The sequence below is a fragment of the Gottfriedia sp. NPDC057948 genome (assembly GCF_042887255.1).
Lineage (GTDB): Bacteria > Bacillota > Bacilli > Bacillales > Bacillaceae_G > Gottfriedia.
On the sequence record NZ_JBHVPN010000006.1, the window covers coordinates 80,533 to 96,487 of the forward strand.

General features: G+C 32.5%; 14 protein-coding genes. 2 read left to right on the forward strand and 12 right to left on the reverse strand.

Annotation, left to right across the window (positions count from 1 at the left end):
- Nucleotides 1-2: 2 nt before the first annotated feature.
- The 7 genes from ACFVRR_RS12035 to ACFVRR_RS12065 form a co-directional block, all read right to left on the reverse strand.
- Nucleotides 3-1,451 carry an aldehyde dehydrogenase family protein gene (locus ACFVRR_RS12035; protein WP_387328566.1) on the reverse strand — a complete coding sequence of 483 codons (1,449 nt, stop codon included), beginning with the start codon at nucleotides 1,449-1,451 and terminating at the stop codon, nucleotides 3-5.
- Nucleotides 1,451-2,536, reverse strand: coding sequence for an aromatic ring-hydroxylating oxygenase subunit alpha (locus tag ACFVRR_RS12040; RefSeq protein WP_387328569.1), 1,086 nt, complete (start codon nucleotides 2,534-2,536; stop codon nucleotides 1,451-1,453). Before ACFVRR_RS12040 ends, ACFVRR_RS12035 begins: the two co-directional genes overlap by 1 nt.
- Nucleotides 2,537-2,921: 385 nt before the next feature.
- Nucleotides 2,922-3,221, reverse strand: coding sequence for a hypothetical protein (locus ACFVRR_RS12045; protein ID WP_387328572.1), 300 nt, complete (start codon nucleotides 3,219-3,221; stop codon nucleotides 2,922-2,924).
- A gap of 77 nt (nucleotides 3,222-3,298) precedes the next feature.
- Nucleotides 3,299-3,430 (reverse strand): hypothetical protein, encoded by a 132-nt coding sequence (locus ACFVRR_RS12050; protein ID WP_387328574.1) that lies wholly within the window; start codon nucleotides 3,428-3,430, stop codon nucleotides 3,299-3,301.
- 21 nt (nucleotides 3,431-3,451) lie between these two features.
- A complete protein-coding gene (locus ACFVRR_RS12055; RefSeq protein ID WP_387328576.1) occupies nucleotides 3,452-3,952 on the reverse strand; it encodes a GNAT family N-acetyltransferase in 501 nt (166 codons plus the stop codon).
- Between the two features lie 192 nt (nucleotides 3,953-4,144).
- Complete coding sequence (locus tag ACFVRR_RS12060) at nucleotides 4,145-4,447, reverse strand: hypothetical protein (RefSeq protein WP_387328579.1); 303 nt, start codon at nucleotides 4,445-4,447, stop codon at nucleotides 4,145-4,147.
- Nucleotides 4,448-4,629: 182 nt separating this feature from the next.
- Nucleotides 4,630-4,923, reverse strand: a complete 294-nt coding sequence (locus ACFVRR_RS12065; RefSeq protein ID WP_387328582.1) for a hypothetical protein — start codon at nucleotides 4,921-4,923, stop codon at nucleotides 4,630-4,632.
- A gap of 427 nt (nucleotides 4,924-5,350) precedes the next feature.
- On the opposite strand from ACFVRR_RS12065, the gene ACFVRR_RS12070 reads away from it, so the two are divergent.
- Nucleotides 5,351-6,646 (forward strand): C40 family peptidase, encoded by a 1,296-nt coding sequence (locus ACFVRR_RS12070; protein WP_387328585.1) that lies wholly within the window; start codon nucleotides 5,351-5,353, stop codon nucleotides 6,644-6,646.
- Between the two features lie 526 nt (nucleotides 6,647-7,172).
- Here the strand turns inward: ACFVRR_RS12070 and ACFVRR_RS12075 are convergent.
- The 4 genes from ACFVRR_RS12075 to ACFVRR_RS12090 all read right to left on the reverse strand — a co-directional run bounded on the left by ACFVRR_RS12075 (nucleotide 7,173) and on the right by ACFVRR_RS12090 (nucleotide 10,792).
- Nucleotides 7,173-7,739: a 5' nucleotidase, NT5C type gene (locus ACFVRR_RS12075; RefSeq protein WP_387328588.1), complete on the reverse strand. Its 567-nt coding sequence runs from the start codon at nucleotides 7,737-7,739 to the stop codon at nucleotides 7,173-7,175.
- Nucleotides 7,740-7,754: 15 nt separating this feature from the next.
- Entirely contained in the window at nucleotides 7,755-8,852 is a 1,098-nt protein-coding gene (ribD, locus tag ACFVRR_RS12080) for a bifunctional diaminohydroxyphosphoribosylaminopyrimidine deaminase/5-amino-6-(5-phosphoribosylamino)uracil reductase RibD (protein ID WP_387328591.1), read from the reverse strand.
- On the reverse strand, nucleotides 8,845-9,606 hold the full coding sequence (locus ACFVRR_RS12085) for a GTP cyclohydrolase II (RefSeq protein WP_098234538.1): 762 nt from the start codon (nucleotides 9,604-9,606) through the stop codon (nucleotides 8,845-8,847). Before ACFVRR_RS12085 ends, ribD begins: the two co-directional genes overlap by 8 nt.
- 91 nt (nucleotides 9,607-9,697) lie before the next feature.
- Nucleotides 9,698-10,792 carry an FAD-dependent monooxygenase gene (locus ACFVRR_RS12090; RefSeq protein ID WP_387328594.1) on the reverse strand — a complete coding sequence of 365 codons (1,095 nt, stop codon included), beginning with the start codon at nucleotides 10,790-10,792 and terminating at the stop codon, nucleotides 9,698-9,700.
- A 177-nt stretch (nucleotides 10,793-10,969) separates the two neighbouring features.
- Here ACFVRR_RS12090 and ACFVRR_RS12095 point away from each other — a divergent pair, with 177 nt between their 5' ends.
- Nucleotides 10,970-11,284 carry a winged helix-turn-helix transcriptional regulator gene (locus ACFVRR_RS12095; RefSeq protein ID WP_025671317.1) on the forward strand — a complete coding sequence of 105 codons (315 nt, stop codon included), beginning with the start codon at nucleotides 10,970-10,972 and terminating at the stop codon, nucleotides 11,282-11,284.
- 203 nt (nucleotides 11,285-11,487) lie between these two features.
- On the opposite strand, the gene ACFVRR_RS12100 is transcribed toward ACFVRR_RS12095, so the two are convergent.
- Nucleotides 11,488-15,627, reverse strand: coding sequence for a S8 family serine peptidase (locus ACFVRR_RS12100; RefSeq protein ID WP_387328597.1), 4,140 nt, complete (start codon nucleotides 15,625-15,627; stop codon nucleotides 11,488-11,490).
- Nucleotides 15,628-15,955: the final 328 nt, after the last annotated feature.

Sequence of the window (15,955 nt, forward strand, 5' to 3'; positions counted from 1 at the left end):
TACTAAATTCTGTTTTGATTCCAGACAATTAGCTTCAACTCTGTCATTTCTTCAATTGCAAACTTTATACCTTCTCTTCCAGTACCACTTTCCTTTACACCACCATATGGCATATTATCAACTCTAAATGTTGGGATATCATTAATGATGACTGCACCTACATGAAGTTCATTTGATGCGAGTAATGCATTCGATACACTTTCCGTATAAATTCCAGCCTGTAATCCATAGCGTGAATTATTTACTTTAGAGATAGCTTCCTGAATCGATTTCACTTTGTTAATCGTTACAATTGGAGCGAAAACTTCCTGACATGAAACTTTTAAACTAGATGTACAATCAGCAATTATTGTAGGCTCTAATATATTTCCTTGGGTTTTACCACCTGCAAGAATAGTTGCATTGCTTTGTTTTGCCTCTTCAATCCAGTTTAACGTTCGATCTAATTCGTCAGGTGAAATTAATGAAGATAGATAGGTTTCTTGGTCAAATGGATTACCAAGTTTTAATTTCTTAGTTGCCTCTACGAATCTGTAAGTAAACTCATCATAAATCTCTTCATGAACAAAAATTCTCTGCAATGAGATACAGACTTGACCTTGATTTGAAAAAGCACCCATTATACAGCGATCAATAATTTCATCGACATTAATATTTTTATCAATAATGACGGCAGCGTTTGATCCAAGTTCAAGCGTTGTTTTCTTAAGCTTTGCTTTATTTCTAATATTAATCCCAACACTAGTACTGCCGGTAAATGTAATCATGTTTACTCGGTCATCTTCTACAATCGTGTCGCCAACCGTGCGACCTGGACCCGTTACAACATTCAATACACCGTCTGGTAAGCCAGCTTGCTTGAATAGCTTAGCAATAAAAAGTGCTGAAAGTGGCGTTTGAGATGCTGGTTTTAAAACAACTGTATTTCCTGACGCAATAGCTGGCCCAACTTTATGAGCTACTAGATTCATAGGAAAATTAAACGGAGTAATTGCTCCAATTACACCAATCGGATTTCTTACTGTATATCCTACTCTTCCTATACCACCAGAAGCAGCATCGAATGGAATTGTTTCTCCATGGATTCGCTTTGCTTCCTCCGCTGCAAATTTATATGTTTCTATTGTTCTTGTTACTTCTCCCCTTGAAAACATTATTGGTTTCGCAGTTTCCTTTGTAATTATTTCAGCAGCTTCATTAAAATTTTCTTTCAATAACTGAACGACATTTTCAAGAATTTGTGCCCTCTCAAATGCTGGCACTCTAGCAAACTCATCTTTTGATTGATATGCTGCTTCAATAGCCAGTTCTGTTTGTTCTTTAGTTGCAACAGCAATCTCTGATATTACTTCTCTAGTGTAAGGAGAATACAAGTTTGAATACTCTTTTGTTTCTACTTCTTCTCCATTAATAAATAAATATTTTTTTATTGGACTTATTTTGTTTATCATCATTCTTCCTCCAGTGCCCTTAGGACAGTCTCATGGAACTGAACAATTGCTTTCTCTGAAGATGAATAAAAGCCTTTATTAAATGCTCGTGAACGGAATCCAACTTGTTCTAATTCAACTAGCTCAACATCTTCATTTCGTACTACTTCAGCAAATTCAACTAAGTCTTTTTCTTCTTGTGTTAAATTTTCATCTCTAAAGTAGTATGTGTAGATTCCAAGAGTTGTCTCATGATCGATAGGGACCATTTGGATCGTAGCAATATTTCCTGGGCCTGGATAAATAGTCATCATTAAATTTGGCCATAACCAATAGAACGTGCCACCTTGCATTTCTACTTCATTAAAATCTAATGAACCCATTTTCTTATTCGCTTTCACAACCGATCCTTGAACAGAATAATTTTGACATGTAACAATTTGATAGTCCTTCATATCTAAAGTAGCAACAAAGCTTGGGTGAGCTACATGACAGTGATCACATTCTAAATAATTATCAATAAATGCTTTCCAGTTTGCTTTAATAATTCTAGATTTACTGCTCGTTCTTTTTAATTCACTTAAAAAAGGAAATTTACTTAGCTTTTCAAAAAAGTCACCGTATGTCTCAATTAATGACGTAGCCTGATCATCTAAATTAACGAAAATAAATGACTCAGCAATTTCCATTCTTACAGAACGTAAACAAGCATTTGATACACAAGCTAGATCTTCTCCTCTAAAGTTAGGAGCTTTATTTAATTTACCATCTAAATGGAAAGTCCATCCATGGTAACCGCATTGTAGAATTTTTTTATTTCCACTTTCATTTTTCTCTAGCTTAGTTGCTCTATGTGGACAAACATTATAAAAAGCTTGAATAACCTCATTCTTATCACGTGTTACAAGAATAGGTTCACCAGCTACTTCAGCTGTAAAGAAATCCCCTACATTTTCTAATTGACTAATATGTCCAACTAATTGCCAAGACTTTGAAAAGATCTTTTCTTGCTCTTGCTCTAAAACCTTTGGATCAGTGTATAAATCATAAGTTAGTGTTCTTTCGAAAATTTCAGTCGTTGCATTTTGTACTTTGTTAAAAGTCATTTGTTTTAACCCCTCTCATTTCCCTATTTTCTACCCCTGTATCTTTTATTTTGCAATATCCATGCCAAAATTAATAAATACCTATAAATCAACATTTACTGATTCAAAACGACTCAAGCCAATAAAATAAGTGAACTGAAAACAATTCAATTGAGTTGTTTCCAGTTCACTTATCACTCACTCGAGCAATCTTAAGATCTAACATTTCAAATTGCTCTTATAAAGGTGGTTATTTAATTTTCGTTCTACGTTTCCATCATCCAAGATATCAATCATTATGCGATTTTCAAGGCTGTAGTATCCTCTCCATTAACTTAACATAGAGTACCAATATTAAGGTTAATTGTGCCCAAAAATAAAAAACTCGTTATTTCTCACGAGTTTTTCAGCTTATCTTATTGGGCTTTAAAGACTTTGAATAAATAATAGATGCATTATTTTTACTAACCATCTCAATAATACCAATCTCCTGTATTTTTCCTAAAATCGTATCATTTCGATATAAACAATAATTATACGCTTCTACTAGTTTATCCGGTAACAATCTATTAGCTAAAGTACAATGTGGTACCCACTTTTCAGGTAGATAAATAGACTTTGGATTATCATTAAAATGTTTAAACTGAATATGAAAATTCTCATGAAACTCAATCAAATTTATAGTAATATGTGGTGAAAAATACAATATGCCTGTATTTAAAAATGATCCAATTGAATTAAAACTAATATCTATTTCCTGCTTATTTAAGCTATGATAACTTGCTAAAGTAATGTGGGGTTTCGATCTACTACTTCATCAGCATAGAAAGAAATCGATTTTTCACTTAACTCTGTCCAAATATCTTTAATAATTTGTTCGGTTTTTGCATCAAATAATGCTACAACTCCGTACATCATTCTTCCCTCTTTCTAAACTTATACTAGATCCATATGCATAATAAAGAGCTCACCTTTTCTCCCCATTACTCTATTTCCTTTATCAATAAATCCGCTCTTTAAATAAACATGCTGTGCAGCAATATTTTTATGATTGACTCCCAAAATAATTTCATCTCGCTTGGGGAAATTCGCTTTTACAAAAGAAGGCAATATATTTAAAGAGTGTTTCGCAATCCCTTTTCCTTGAAAATTTGTATCAACAGAAAAAGCCCTTAATAAAATTGCATTTTTATTATCACTATATTGTCTAACTCCATCCCAACCATGTAAAACAAAAAATCCTGCAACATCATTGTTACTCAAAATTAAAATCGCATGACGATCAGCCTCTATTACACATTTTTCTATATTCTCTATAGGTAGACTAGTAAATTTTAGATGCTCATCAGTTAGAAAATAGTTTTTTAATTGATCATCATATTGATCATTATAAAATTGTAATGAAATAGTATTTGTCGGTAATAAAGAATTAAACATGAAAATATCCTCCAATAAAAATAGAATTATAAGAATAGTACAACAATTATAATCGTATTTCTACAGTGTTTTTTTACTAGATCATTAAAATTCTTAAACAACTATATTGAAATCATGGAGGGTTAAAACCTAATATGTATCCAAACCACTTCTTTAGTGGTTTTTCCTCGATAGTTTTCTTAAATAAAAAACCTATATTTGCTCAAATGGTTCGGGATAATTTTGCTGAAAATACGATAATAAATCACTTTTTTTAAGAAGGAGATTCAAACAAATTTGCTGGCTAATCGCAGATTTAAATACAAGTTTATTGCAAAACTGGCACTTTTCCTTTTCAATAAATGCATGTTTAATAGACAAAGGGAAAATCGTCTTTTGTTTTCCGGCTAATAATATGTAGCTTTGATGTTTAACAGAAAAGCTTATTTTATAACCGTCGTATCCTCCAAGCTTACTAATTACCACGTTTTGAATATCTAAATCTTGAATCACCATGTGTAATAGCACCTCCGTTTTCAACAAAATATATGACGAAATGCTATTTTTATGTCTCATTATCGTTAAATATTTTCATAAAAAAATAAAAACTACCCAAAAAGTAGTTTTTTATCACGATTTCTTTATTAATTTATTATTTTACTGTGGTCGACGATTGTCAAAAGCTATTTTATGTCTGATTAAAATTGTTCAGAATAATGTTCTTGGAAATAAGCTAATAATTCTTTTCTTCTATTAAATAATGTTGGACAAACTTGTTGACTAATATTTGAAGCTAAAACTAGTTTATTACAAAGCTGGCATGTTCCTTTTTCATTAAAAGTGTGAATTAGAGACAAAGGAAATAAAATATTTGTTTTACCAACTAAAAGTACATACTGCTGTTGATTAATCGTAAATCTAATTTTATAGCCTTTATAATCCGTATGTTTTGCAACTTGTACGTTTTCAATATCAAGTTCAAGCTTTGTCACTTTGACTTGCACCTCCAATTAAAGAGTAGGATTAAGATTTTAGTATACTTTTTTACGCTTATATTTCCTGACAACTTGTCTAATCTATATTATTAGTTTACTTAACAAAACTTTCTTAAAGCAATAATCTTATCTGTATTTACTAAAAACTATTTCAGCTTTTTCACTTTGATGAATAATAAGAGTTTCATATTCTCCCTTGTTTTTTTTAGTAAATTTTGAACAAAATTTACTTTTACGGAAAAATTTGACACTAATTAAGTGAAGATACCTATCATCTTATGTTAGAATTTAAACTAAATGTGATCTCACATTTTAAATAATTTAATTACCAAGTTCATGTAATCTTAGATTTGCCCTTACTATTAAATAAGGTAAAGGGTTTTTTCTTTGTTATTTCAGTTATTGGTTAGAGGGAAGGTAAGTAATGAAATCGAAATCAGCAAGTACCTTAATAAAGTTAAATTTGAAAGGAGAAAGAAACAAAAAGCGAACTTTAAATTCATTGGCATTAGTTGGACTTGCTTCAACATTAACAATTCAAATTCCATATAATACTACTGCAGCTGCAGCCTCGATTGATTCCAAGAAAACTCTGCAATCTAGTAAACTTTATTCAAATAATACGATTAGTACATATAAATCAACCGGTAATGGTGTCCGCGTAAGATCTGGAGCTGGTACCTCTTATCAGATTTTAGGCAGTGTTAATAAAAATCAAAAACTAGATGTCATTTCATTGTCTAATGGTTGGTATAAGATAAAATTTAATGGGTCAACAGGATATATTAGTGCTTCTTATGTTGGAAAAGTCACCGAATCGAATAATAGTAATACTAATCAAGTGGTCAGTTCGAGTAACTACATTTCTACTGGTAATGGTGTCCGCATAAGATCAGGTGCTGGAACAACTTATCAGATTTTAGGTAGTGTTAATAAAAATCAAAGACTAGATGTCATCTCACTTTCTAATAGTTGGTATAAAATAAAATATAATGGGGTAACTGGATATATTAGTGCTTCTTATGTTGGAAAAGTTACCGAATCGAATAATAGTAATACTAATCAAGTGGTCAGTTCTGGTAACTATATTTCTACTATTAATGGTTTACGCGTAAGATCTGGGGCTGGAACTTCTTATCAGATTTTAGGTAGTGTTAATAAATATCAAAAACTAGATGTCATCTCATTATCTAACGGGTGGTATAAGGTAAAATTTAATGGGGTAATAGGGTATATTGGTGCATCTTATGTTGAAAAAGAGACAGGTTCAAATACGACAGATTCAAACAAAGTTGATTCAAGTCAGACAGATACAAATAAAGTGGATTCAAATACCCCTCAATCATTTGATGTACAATCTTTAATCATCTTATCTAAAAAGTATTCAGGTGTACCATATATTTGGGGTGGGGAAAATCCATCAGGTTTTGACTGTAGTGGATTTATTTCCTATGTATTCAAAGAATCTGGATTGTCACTTCCTAGAACAAATGTTGCAGGATATTGGTATAATAGTTCAAATTTAAAAACTGTTGATGACTTTCAACCTGGAGATTTAATCTTTTTCCAAAACACTTATACTTATGGACCGTCCCACATGGGTATAGTGATTAATGATAATGAGTTTATCCATGCAAGTAGTAGTTCAGGCGTAACTATTTCTAAAATAAACAATTCATATTGGAACCAACATTTTTTAGGATTTAAAAGATTTAAATAGATATTGCAAACATCTTACTAAAAAAACACCTATCATGGGTGTTTTTTTAGCTTGTCGACATAAAACATAGTCTAATACACATAATCGGCTCAAGATATGTAAAGTTGCCAAATGGTGATCATTACTTACTCAAGTTAATGAGGAACTATAATTGCTAATTCTTGATTATTCCTTACTCATAGCAGGTTTATGAGGAACTATAATTTCTAAATGTTGGTTTTTACTTCCTCATAGCGGCTTCATGAGGAACTATAATTCCTAAATGTTGGTTTTTACTTCCTCATAGCGGCTTCATGAGGAACTATAATTCCTATATGTTGTTTTTTTCTTCCTCATAGCAGCTTCATGAGGAACTTTAATAGCAAAACAATGATACTCACAACTAGTTCGTGAATTAGTATAAAATTAAAACATTAATTATAACTTACTCATAACAGGTTGTAATGGACATCAGGAACAATTACCTACTAATTGACCTACTCATTTTTCATCACACAAAAAAACACCCATCACAGGTGTTTTTTTATTAATTATCCTCAATAATCTCTTTTAATTCGGACCAACACGTAATCCGTGGGATGTCCAATCCTCGATTATATGAAGTGTCTTTCACGTAAGCTTTTAAAGGTAATTCTGATAGTGTGTTCAATATTTCTGGTTTATCATCAAAATAGAAATCTAAAGCTAATTCTTTAATTATATGAATTTTTTCAGAATCTTTCATTCCACAATAAAATCGATCTTGATGAACTGGAAATCCATTCTTTAATAACCATTCTTTTGTTCGTTCACCATATTCTTTATTTCTTGCAGTCACATAATAAATTTCGTGTCCCTGCTTTTCTAATTCTTGTAATGTTTCAACAGCATATGGAAATGGAGGACATGTAGTAAAATATGTCTCTTCTAGATTACTCTTCCACATTTCGTTTCCTTCTTCAGCCGTTAAGCCAAAAGGTTCATGAATTTCAACAGTTTTTAATTCATTATAAGCTTCTATAGGAATGTTTTTATTTAATCTTTTATTATAAATGTGAAAAGCATGCTGTCTTAAATCAATTAAAGTATCGTCTATATCGAATCCGAATTTCATTCTAAAAGTCCTTCCTCATGAAGTAGTATATTTTGGATAGCCTATGAATTTATAATCAGGACCAATTTTCGTTAATTCAATTTCTTCAAGTTCAATCGCTTGTCCCATTTTATCAAGCCCAGTACCTTCTAAAAATGTAGGTGCATCTTTTCCACCTATTAATTTAGGAGCTAAATAGACAATCACTTTATCAACTAAATTTTGATTCATAAAGGAAGCATTCACTTCTCCACCACCTTCTACTAATAAAGAAGAGATTGAATGTTCACCTAGAACTTTTAGCATTTCGTTTAAATCAACTCGACTTAGATCGCTCGTAACAAATACTTTAACACCTAAGTTTTCTAATTCACTTCTTTTTTGTTCAGAGTGTTTTTGACTTGTAAATATCCATGTTTCAGCTTGCTGATCGGTTACTACTTTTGATTCTAAAGGAATTTTTAAAGTTGAATCTAGAATCACTCGTACTGGATTACGTCCGTTTGGAATTCTAGTTGTTAATTCTGGATTATCTTTTAATACTGTGTTAACACCAACTAATATCGCGCCAATTTCATTTCTTAATTGATGAACATCATTTCGAGCTTCCGCTGAAGTGATCCATTTACTATCAGAAGAATGGGTAGCAATCTTCCCATCTAATGTAGACGCTGATTTCATTACGACAAAAGGAATGTTTTTAACAATATATTTGTTAAATACTTCATTCATTTTGATCGATTGCTCTTCACAAACTCCAATGATTACTTCAATTCCCGCATCTTGAAGAATTTTTACTCCTCTTCCTGCAACTAGCGGATTTGGGTCGAGTGTAGCAATAACAACTTTTTTCAAACCTGCACGTACAATCGCCTCTGCACATGGACCAGTTCGTCCATGATGAGAGCATGGCTCAAGCGTTACATAAATTGTTCCACCTTCAGCTTTATCGCCTGCCATTCTAAGTGCATTAATTTCAGCATGAGGTTCACCGGCTTTTAGGTGAGCACCAATTCCAACAATTCGATTATCATTTACGATTACAGATCCTACTAATGGATTGGGATCTGTCTGCCCTTTCGTAGCCATGGCATTTTGAATAGCTAAATTCATATAAAAGTCATGATTACTCACTTGTACGTCCTCCTTTAAAATGACCAGAACGAACAATTTTAGTCTCTAAATACTTTTCGTTATATTTCGATTTGTCTCCCCATAATTGAATTCTTCCAGATACATTAGCTCCAGATTTTTGAAGAGCATCCAATTTTCTTGGGTTGTTTGTAATTAAAGTAACCGGTTTTGAGCGAAGCGTTTTTAATACTCGAATAGCATCTTCGTAGTTTCGTGCATCATCCACAAAACCAAGCTCTTCATTTGCCTCAACAGTATCAAATCCTTGCTCTTGGAGAACATACGCCATAGCTTTACTAAATAAACCGATTCCTCTTCCTTCATGATTTGCTAAATAAAATAATGCACCTGATTCATTTGAAGAAATCATTTTCATTGCTTCTTTTAATTGGAATCCACAATCACAACGCTTACTTCCAAAAATATCACCTGTATGGCAAATACTATGCATTCGAATTAGAGCATCCTCTGAATTCTCAAAGTCACCATAAACTAATACGCTTGATTGTTGCATTTCTGCTAAATTTGATGAAGCTAATTTACTAATAATTTTTTCAGTGTTATATGAACCATCGCTACAAAAATCTCCTTCGATATCCTCACAGCGTAGCCAACAATACCATTGAAAAAGGACTGTTTCTCCATCTAAATTTACTGGTAGTTTAATTGGTCCAACTAAGTAAATTGATTTATCGTTATTTTTTATTACATTAATTTTCTCTTTTAATAAAGAAACTACTTTTTCGTTGATCATGAGGTTTCCTCCTGTTTTCTTACACAATTTCATATTGATATAATATACTTCTTAATTTTTACTTGTCCATTTTTAAACTTTAAAGGCATTCTTATAAAGTCACATCAAAGTGATGTTTAAAAGTACTTTCCTGTGTTAGTTGTTGCTTTTGTAAGCTTTCAACTTCTCCTCGTCTAGCATATTCAAATTTCTTTAACACTATTGTACTAGTATCTTTGTTTTGAATAGCATCTTGTATGATTTCTGCTAAAATATCTGCATCTTTCATCGCAATATTTACACCAAGGGCCGCAGTAGGACTCATCGTGTGTGCCGCATCACCCATTATAATTAAGCCGTCTTTTACCCATGTTTTGCTACGGCTACTTTGAACATTTAATAATACAAAATCGTTCCAAGATTTTATATTTTCTTGAACAGTTTCAGTCAGTTCTGGAAATGCTTCGATTAGCTGATTTACAAAAGGATTAAAAGATTTTTTTCTTAAGTTCAGAAAAGAACCTTCATCTATATTCCATCCAATTTGAATAAACCCACCTGCTTGAGTAAACAAAGCCAATTGTTGTTTATTTATCAATGTTAATCTAACTGTTGGATCCCAACTTACTGGTCTTGGTACTTTAGCCCAAAGTAGATCGTATCCATGTTTTATAATATCCGTGTGTATTTTTGCTAATTTACGAATTGTTGAAAATCGACCGTCGGCACCAATGATAATCGAGCTATTAATTGTTATTTCAGTACCATTTTTTATTGCTTTAACACCAATATATTGACCATTTTGTTCTTCTATTAATTCAGACACACGTGTGCCCATTAAAAGCTTGAAGTTTTCATATTTATTTGCTTCTTTTAAAATAACATTTAATAAATGATTTTGTGGAACATGAATACCAACATGTTTTGACCCTTGTGATGGAAAAATACTTTTTATTATTTTATTATGATTCCAATATTCAACGCGATCCATTAGCAGTAGTCCGTATTCTTTAACTTTTTCATATAGATGATGCTTTTTCAATATTTGTTCACCTTCAGAATTTAGGTGCTCTCCCCTAAATTCTTTATCAATTCCACTATGTCGTTCCACAAGAACTGTCGAAATATTATTTTTTGCAAGCAAATATGCTAATAGTGCACCACCCGGCCCTGCACCTACAATACATACATCTGTATTCATAATCATGTTGTTTTGCCACCTATTTATAGACATTTATTATTTTTCTAAAAAAATTATCTAGTTACTTTATGTAAGTAAGTTTAATTTAGTAATAAACTTACGTCAAGTAATAAATTTATGTAAGGTAATCTTGTTATTAATACAAATTTAGTTATAATATGGATATAGGTGAGGTGGTTTTAAATGGATTTTTCTTTATTATGCCCACGGTTTGAAAAAAGCGTAGAGTTAATTAGTAAACGCTGGGCAATTCTTATAATTTTTCAACTTCTTTCTGGATCACAAAGATTTTGTACGATCGAATCAACTTTGCCAATTAGCGGGCGCGTTCTTTCAGAAAGACTAAAAGATTTAGAACAAGCAGGTATAGTAAAACGAGATGTTTACCCAGAAACTCCAGTTCGAATCGAATATTCTTTGACAGAAAAAGGACTGGCTTTAGAACCAGTAATTAAGGAATTAATGAAATGGTCGCAAGATTGGACTACAATCGATTAATATGATTTTTGTTTTTGCTTCGCCTTTTAATTATTTTTTAGAATTCAAATACGAATAAAGGGGATGTCTCATCGGTTGAACTCTAACTATGGGACATCCCTTTTTTATTAAATTAAAAAGGCTGCCTCAAAAGTGCTATGACTAATGAGACAACCCTTATTAACAGTTAAATAAATTTCTTACTCTACACAAAACTTGCTGGTTTATTGAATACCTAATTCACTCTTAATTGTATCAATTGTCTCACCTTTTGATTTCTTAACTGGTTTTGGCGCATTATCTACAGCTGGGTTTTGCATTAAGTAATTCTTCTCAACAAATGCAAAGTCTTTCGCATCAATCGTTCCATCAAAGTTGATATCAGCTGAGCGTTTGTTTGTTCCCCAATATGTTTCAATTGCTAGAGCATCATTAAGATCGATTACATTATCTTTATTAATATCTCCTGCAGTCCCATCATCAATCGTTTCTACACCGATTCTCTTAGCAATACCGTACATAGAACCATCGATTGTGTTATAAACTCTGTCAAATTTGCCGTACGTATTAAAGTGTCCAGGAATATCTGTGATGACTGTAAATTGGTCCTTAGTAATCGGTAATCCAGTAATATAAAATTGTCCAATACTATCCATTGTACCTGTGTAAGATTTTCCATTGCTATCAACAATCGTTACATTTGCTCCAATTTTTGTATAATCCGCTTTTTTCAATGTTCCATCTGCATTTTCGAAGCTTTCAGGATGAATATAACTAATTACACTTGAGAAATTTGACAATACTGCGATTGGAGCAATATAAGTAAATGGTTTTGTCACTGTATTATCTACACTTGTAAAAGTTGATGTTACTGTTCTAAAACTAGAAGTGGAAATAACATCTTTCGCTTCTACTATTTTAAATGTCACGTCGACCATTGGAAGATCACCTGATACATCTTGTGAGCCATCAAAAGTTACATTAACTTCAGATTTAACAGTCGTACTTGATGGATTTGTTGTAGTAACGTTTAATTGTCCACCAAGTTTTTTTGCTGCAGGATTTAATGCAATACTTACAATATCTGTATCAGCTGTTTTCGTCGTAAAACTATATCCCGCTTGCTTCAGTTTGTTAATATTATTCGCAGTAAGTGTAATTGTATTTGTTTCCCCAGGATGTGTAATCAGTTTGTTTAATCTTGTTTTAGCATTCGGTTGGCCATAAACGTATTGAGTTCCTTCTTTTACGAAGTAGTATTGCTTATCACCATAAGCATTTGATGCTAAATCTCCTCCAATGAATCGTAGTGAAGATGTTGCAAGACTTGGTACCATTTCAATTTCATCTTTGGCAGAATTTCCATTTTCATCTAATTTAAGTTTTCCACCCATAAACGGACTATTATAGAAATAACCAACTGTATTTGTAGATTGATCTGCTTTTATACCAGCAGCATTCATGATTTCAACTGACTGATCAGTGATCGTAGCAGTGTATGGAATGGACTTTTGATTTTCTTTATACTCAATAAATGGATTTCCTTCTTTTTCACCTTCTACATGAATATCGAATTTATTTGGCATTGTCGTATCAACTAATAAGTCTTTTGAAATTGAATATGACTTACCTGCATCATCATAACCAATGAGTTTCACTTTGTATAGTCCTTCTTTTGCTAAAGCTGATTTTGAGCTAATTGGATTATTTTCGTCATTTGTAAAAGGATAATAAACTCCCATTCCAGCTGAAATTGTATATTGCACACCTTCGTCAAATGAAACTCCATCAAATGAATTGATTAATCCTAAATCCTGACCTGTCACTGCATCTGTTAAAACTACGTCAATGTATCTCATATGCGACTTTAACGAAAATTTAGCGTATAAAAATGGATTAAATAGTGGACTATTTAAATTATTCCGATCAGTGGTCATAGCCTGACGAGGAAGACTAAAATCTTGAAATCCTTTTTCTACATAATGTACACCAAATGGAACTCGATAAGTTTCAGAAGGATTATCTTTATTTGTATAAACTACATACCCCTCGTAAATTCCTTTTTCAGCAGTTTTAGGAATATTTAAAGTAATATTTGTTTTCTTTTGGCTAATTCCTTTTAATGTAACGGACGTTGGTGCTTGAACTGTTACACCATTACTTGCTGCATCTTTAGAACCGCGCAGATTTGATTGGAAATTAACTTTGATATCGAATGTTTTTGTGTCTTCTCCTCTGTTCATTAATGTAACAGATCGTGAATCTGAGAAGTCTTTTCCATCATAAGCTACATTACCAAAGCTTAACGCTCCAGTATCCTCGTTTATTTGTTTTTCTTTACCACTAATGATCATCGGCGTTTTTTCTTGTACTTTAATTTCAATCGTAGAATGTATTGCATTGTATGGATCAATACGTCCTGCACCTTGTTCAAACACGCTATACGGTTTGCTTAATGAATCTGCTGAGTTCATTAAAATCGCTTTTATATCTTCTGGTTGTAAACTATGGTTAGCTTGTTTTAGAAGTACGGCAACCCCAGTTGTAAATGGTGTAGCCATTGAAGTTCCAGACATACGCTGATATGCATTTTTATAATCTGTTGGATTATCTGGGTTGTTAATAAAGCCTGGTACTGTTGAAAGTACGCTCACACCTGGAGCAGTAATTTCTGGTTTAATATCGTAAGTTAATCTTGCAGGTCCTCTTGAACTAAAATCTGCTAATGTATCGCCTTGTGTTTTAACTTCACTCATATCTGAGATCGTAAAGTTTGTTGAACCAGTTTGTAGTTTTTGTTTTAATGCAAGTCCTTCTGCATTTGATAAAGAGAAAGATGGAATGAAGTTTACTCCTTCTCCTAAATAACTTGGAATAAATCCTTCAGTTGGATTATCATTGTACATTAGAACTGCAACTGCACCTTGTTGCTTAGCTACGGCTATTTTAGAATCCAACGTATAAGTTCCGCGGCTCATTAAGACAATTTTACCTTTAACATCTTTTCCCGAATATGCTTCTCCTAAATTCACATCTACTACTGGTAAGGTTTGTCCTTTAAGTTTTGTTATGTCATCACCGTAACCACTTGCCATTAAACGTAAATCCGCTGACACATTGTCCATTGAACCTTTCGCAGACATTGTTGTAATTGGTACATCACTTGCTCCAACTGTTAATGCTAAAGCTGCCGTTCCAGGTGATCCTAACGTATACATCTTATTACCTGTATTACCAGCTGCAACGACTGCAGTTACTCCATTTAATACTGCATTGTTAATTGCAATACTCTCTGCAAGTAGTGGATCATTATAATTTGCTCCTAATGATAGATTCATAACATCCATTCCGTCTGCAACTGCCTGGTCAATTCCTGCGATGATATTTTCAGTCGAACCACTTCCACCCGGACCTAATACACGATACACATAAAGATCAGCATCAGGAGCTATACCAGTTGTCGCATATTCACTTTCATTTTCCCCTTGGCCTACAATTGTTCCTGATACGTGCGTTCCATGTTCCGTTATATAATTTGCTGCACCTGAAGTACCTCCTGGCTTACCAGCTTTTACCCAATCAGCATAACTTGTTTCCATCGGGTCATTGTCATTATCTACGAAATCGTATCCACCTTTAAATGCTGCCTTAATGTCTGGATGATTATAGTCAACACCTGTATCCAGAACTGCTACCTTTACTCCTTTACCTGTATAACCTTCTTGATGTAATTTATCTATTTTAAGATAAGTACGCTCGTCTGCCATTCCTTTACCAGTCGATTTCTCTGAAACTTCTTTTCCTTCGATCGGAAGCTCAGATTTTACAGTTACATCACTATAAATTGCTTGTACAGCTGATGATTTTATTAATTTTGATAGTTTATTTGCAGGCACTTCTAGAGCTACCCCATTAAGCGCATGTTTATATTCTCGTTTAATTTTATAATCACCATCAGATTTCGTTTTAAATAAAGCACCTAAATCTTCTTTAAAAGTTGAATGATCAGCATTTGCATTACTTTGTGCTTTTTCTTCTGATAAAGCTTCTCCCTTTAATGCTGCTTCTAATACAGCAACTTTTTGAGGCTTTTGTTTAAATGAAACAATGACAGAAACATTTTCTGCACTATTCAGGTTCACACTTGAATCTAGAAAAAGTCCTGTTTGATCAGTACTTGAAAGTTTTTGTAATGCCTCTCTTTGCTGTGGAGTTAATTTAGCTAAAATTGATTCTGCAGTTGAAGCATTTTCAGCTTTCGTTACATTAGATACAGTACCTAATGAACCTAAAACAAAACTAGTTGATAAAACTGCAACTGAAAGGCTTTTTACTAGTTTACGATTACCTGTTCTTCTTAACATACTCTTCCCCCAAATATTCTAGTTATCAAATGAAGTAACTAATGTGTGAGCAATATGAATCTAAAAAGATCTGTTTTCATATTCGAATATCGCTCTTCATTAAATCCTTCCTTTGTTAAACTAATTATCTAGAATATTCTAATAATTAACAATCGGGTTATTAAAAGCCAATAAAATCAATACTTTTACAAAAACAAGCCATTTTTTCGACAATTTTCTACTAAAAATACGGTTAAAAATTGGCATTTTATTACCTTCTAATGATTTAATTTAAAGCTTAATTGATTTTCAGGAAAATATTTTTGTAATTTTCTATAAAAAACGATTT